Source organism: Corynebacterium pilbarense, assembly GCF_026930265.1.
In the GTDB taxonomy this organism is placed as follows: Bacteria; Actinomycetota; Actinomycetes; order Mycobacteriales; family Mycobacteriaceae; genus Corynebacterium; species Corynebacterium pilbarense.
This window is the reverse complement of the sequence record NZ_JANRML010000031.1, coordinates 1-3,127: the sequence shown is the minus strand read 5'-3', so window position 1 is coordinate 3,127 and position 3,127 is coordinate 1. Positions and strand designations below refer to the sequence as shown.

Sequence of the window (3,127 nt, the reverse complement as noted above, 5' to 3'; positions counted from 1 at the left end):
CAACACTGGAACATCGAGCAAAGTCATGAACAAAACCTCCTACGGATCGTTGTTCACAACCAGCCTGACAGTGAGGGCACGTTGTTGATTCGTACAAATTTGCGACGAACTCCCCGCACGCGCCCCTAGAAGCCGCGGGCGGTGAGGAACTCGTCGAGGACCTTGAGCCCCTCCGGCTGGTGGTCCACGCACATGCGCAGCCACTCGCCGATCTTGTTCTTGGGGTTGCGGACACTTGACGGCTCGTCCAAGTCCACATCCTTGCTAAACAGCGCTTCATAAATCGGACGGCGCTGCTCGTCACTTTCCGCTCCGATCTTCACCGCGAGCTTGATCGGCGTGTCCCCGTGGCTTTCGCGGAAGTTCACGTCGGCGCCGGCTTCGACAAGCCGCTGCACGAGGGCTGGGTCGCCGTCGCCGAGATCGTCGTGGCTGAGCAGCAGCGTCAACGTGTTCTGCCCGTAATCCACCGCCGTCGCATCGGCGCCGCGGTCCAGCATTTCGTTGCTGATCTTCTCGCGCGCCTCCGGGTCGCGGTTGATCAGTCCCGCGCACAACATCTCTGTCACGTCGTTCGTCTCCGGGTCGTAGTCCTCCAGAAACTCCTCGTAGGTGCCGTTTTGGGCGACATAAAGCGGGCTTGCCATAAGTGCTCCTTCTAGTAACCTCTGCTTTTCAAGAATTCGTCGAGGACATAGTGCTTTTCCGGGCGGCCGTCGGCGTTCATGCGCAGCCACTCGCCGATGCTCATGACTGGCTCGTGTGCGTTGGACGGAAGATCCAAATCCAGCTCTTTTGCTCCAAACAGGGCCTGGTACAGCGGCCGACGCTGCTCGTCGTCGTCCACCCGGATCTCGACTGCCAGCTGCGCCACCAGCGATCCACGGCGTTCGCGGTAGTTCACGTCGGCGCCGCCGTCGACAAGCCTCTGCGCAAGCGCCGCATCACCGGAACCCAGATGACGGTGCCTGCCTAGCAGGACAGTCAGCGCGTTTTGCCCGTATTCGACTCTCGACGCATCCGCGCCCCGGTCCAGCATGTCGTTGCAGATCGCGGCGCGGGTTTCCGGGTCCTTGTTGGTAAGGCCGTTAAACAACATGTCCGTCGGGTCATTCACCTCTGGGTCGAACACCTCGAGGAATTCCTCGTAGGTGCCCTTCTTCGCCGTGTACGTCGGGCTTGCCATCGCCGCCTCCTAGTAGCCTCTGTCCTTGAGAAACTCGTCCAGGACATCGAGTTTGCCGGGGCGCCCGTCCACGTTCATGCGCAGCCACTTCCCGATCGTGTTTATCGGGTTGCGGACACTCGACGGCTCGTCCAAGTCCACGTTTGCAGCGAACAATGCCTCGTACAGCGGGCGGCGCTGCTCGTCGTCGTCGACGCGGACACGAACTGCCAGCCGAATGGGCACATCACCGCCGCTGTTTCGGAAATTCACGTCGGCGCCGCCGTCGATAAGCCGCTGCGCCAGTGCCGGGTCGCTGTCAGCGAGCCGGTCGTGGCTCAGCAGCAGCGTCAGCGTGTTTTGCCCGTAATCCACCACCGTCGCATCGGCGCCGCGGTCCAGCATGTCGTTGCTGATCTTCTCGCGCGCTTCCGGGTCGCGGTTGATCAGTCCCGCGCACAGCATCTCCGTCGCGTCGTTCGCTTCCGGGTCGTAGACCTCCAGAAACTCCTCGTAGGTGCCGTTTTGGGCGGCATACAGCGGGCTTGCCATTGGTGCTCCTCGGTGTGGGACACAGATCACATCGGGTTACGCGCACCACAATATGCGCGAATGCCGGGCCCGGCACGGGTTGCCAGCAAACTAGTAGCCTGGCGGCCATGGAAATCAACGACATGCTCGCCCCGAAGCCCATCGAGCTGCCCGCCGATCCGGCCGCGGGCAAGGATTTGCTTGCCGACGACACCGCGCTCGCCCACCCCGACTCCCCCGCAGTCTGGGCTGCCCGCGCCGAGCGTGAACTCGACGGCGGCGACGCACTCATCGCCTACGCCTACGCCCGCACCGGCTACCACCGCTCCTTGGACCGCCTGCGCGCAAACGGTTGGAAAGGCTGGGGCCCGGTCCCCGCCTCGCACGAGCCGAATCAGGGCGTGCTGAAGGCGATTGCGATGTTGGCAGTAACCTCACAGAAGATCGGTGACCAGGCAGAATACGACCGCTGCCGCCAGCTGCTCTCCGATGCGGACCCAGAAAGCGTGGCAAAGCTCCTACCCTAACGAGGTATGACGCGAATCAACCAAGCCACCAAGCTCCTTCTTGTAGTTCCGGCGGCGCTCGCGATTGCGTCGTGCAGCGCCACGGAAGACACGACAGCGGACACAGCTGCGGATACCGGCGGGATGGCGCCGACCGTCACCGCATCCATCGGCGGGGCCGGGGCGGAGACGGTGACCAAGGAACGCGCCCAGGAAAACACCCAGGAGAAAACCGTCACCGAGACAGTCGCGCAGCCACCAGCCGACAAGACCGCCCCTCCTGCCGCAGCAGCACCCGAGGGCGACAACTGCGCTCACCTGCCCTCCGACCCACGCCAGCAGTACGCCACCGGCACCGCCCCGGGCCGCATGCCGGCGGATAACGGGTCTGACACCAACTACTGGATCGAGGACATCGATAACCAGTACGACCCGTGCGCGCCGCTGAGCTGGATCACCTTCAAGGGCTCGCTCGGCGGTGAGAACGGGCCGCAGGGCCTCGCGGGATCGATCGCGGACGGGTTGGCGCTGTACGTCGACGGCGAACCGGCAAGCGAGGTGAAACTCTTCGGCCAGATCGACCAAATCACGCCGCTAGAAAACGGCGGCGCCACCGTTGCGTGGTCGGAGCGCGGCCAATTCACCGCCGACGGCTTTGTCAACCACTACTCCGCCGACATCCGTCCGGCGAACGGCGGCATTGAAGCCGTCTCGGGGGACACCGAGAAGTTCTACGAAAACTGGCACTACCCCGTCGGGTACCTGCTCGGCACGTACGACTAATAAGGCACAGGCTCCTAGCCGTTTACCCAACTGATGGTCTAGCAGCCTCGCCCAGCCTGCTAGACCTGTCATGTCTTGACACTTTTTGGACATGGAGTCTGGTGAGTTTTTGGACGCGGAGTCTGGTCACTTATTGGACATC

At 63.1% G+C, this 3,127-nt stretch carries 5 protein-coding genes; 2 read left to right on the top strand and 3 right to left on the bottom strand.

All coding sequences use genetic code 11. From position 1 onward, the window contains the following. Positions 1–125 precede the first annotated feature (125 nt). The 3 genes from NUW87_RS11200 to NUW87_RS11190 are packed head-to-tail and all read right to left on the bottom strand — an operon-like array spanning position 126 to position 1,717. Positions 126–647: an ankyrin repeat domain-containing protein gene (locus NUW87_RS11200; protein ID WP_239219664.1), complete on the bottom strand. Its 522-nt coding sequence runs from the start codon at positions 645–647 to the stop codon at positions 126–128. 11 nt (positions 648–658) lie between these two features. Further along, positions 659–1,186 carry a hypothetical protein gene (locus NUW87_RS11195; protein ID WP_239219665.1) on the bottom strand — a complete coding sequence of 176 codons (528 nt, stop codon included), beginning with the start codon at positions 1,184–1,186 and terminating at the stop codon, positions 659–661. Between the two features lie 9 nt (positions 1,187–1,195). Further along, on the bottom strand, positions 1,196–1,717 hold the full coding sequence (locus tag NUW87_RS11190) for a hypothetical protein (RefSeq protein WP_239219666.1): 522 nt from the start codon (positions 1,715–1,717) through the stop codon (positions 1,196–1,198). A 107-nt stretch (positions 1,718–1,824) separates the two neighbouring features. Here NUW87_RS11190 and NUW87_RS11185 point away from each other — a divergent pair, with 107 nt between their 5' ends. Together NUW87_RS11185 and NUW87_RS11180 are read left to right on the top strand one after the other, a co-directional pair. Continuing rightward, positions 1,825–2,223 carry a DUF3151 domain-containing protein gene (locus tag NUW87_RS11185; protein WP_239219667.1) on the top strand — a complete coding sequence of 133 codons (399 nt, stop codon included), beginning with the start codon at positions 1,825–1,827 and terminating at the stop codon, positions 2,221–2,223. 6 nt (positions 2,224–2,229) lie between these two features. Next, on the top strand, positions 2,230–2,985 hold the full coding sequence (locus NUW87_RS11180) for a hypothetical protein (RefSeq protein WP_239219668.1): 756 nt from the start codon (positions 2,230–2,232) through the stop codon (positions 2,983–2,985). The last annotated feature ends 142 nt before the right edge of the window (positions 2,986–3,127 follow it).

Excerpts from the sequence above, each read along its gene's own strand:
- NUW87_RS11195 (WP_239219665.1), bottom strand. The coding sequence starts at position 1,186 with ATGGCAAGCCCGACGTACACGGCGAAGAAGGGCACCTACGAGGAATTC.
- NUW87_RS11190 (WP_239219666.1), bottom strand. The coding sequence starts at position 1,717 with ATGGCAAGCCCGCTGTATGCCGCCCAAAACGGCACCTACGAGGAGTTT.
- NUW87_RS11180 (WP_239219668.1), top strand. The coding sequence starts at position 2,230 with ATGACGCGAATCAACCAAGCCACCAAGCTCCTTCTTGTAGTTCCGGCG.
- NUW87_RS11200 (WP_239219664.1), bottom strand. The coding sequence starts at position 647 with ATGGCAAGCCCGCTTTATGTCGCCCAAAACGGCACCTACGAGGAGTTT.
- NUW87_RS11185 (WP_239219667.1), top strand. The coding sequence starts at position 1,825 with ATGGAAATCAACGACATGCTCGCCCCGAAGCCCATCGAGCTGCCCGCC.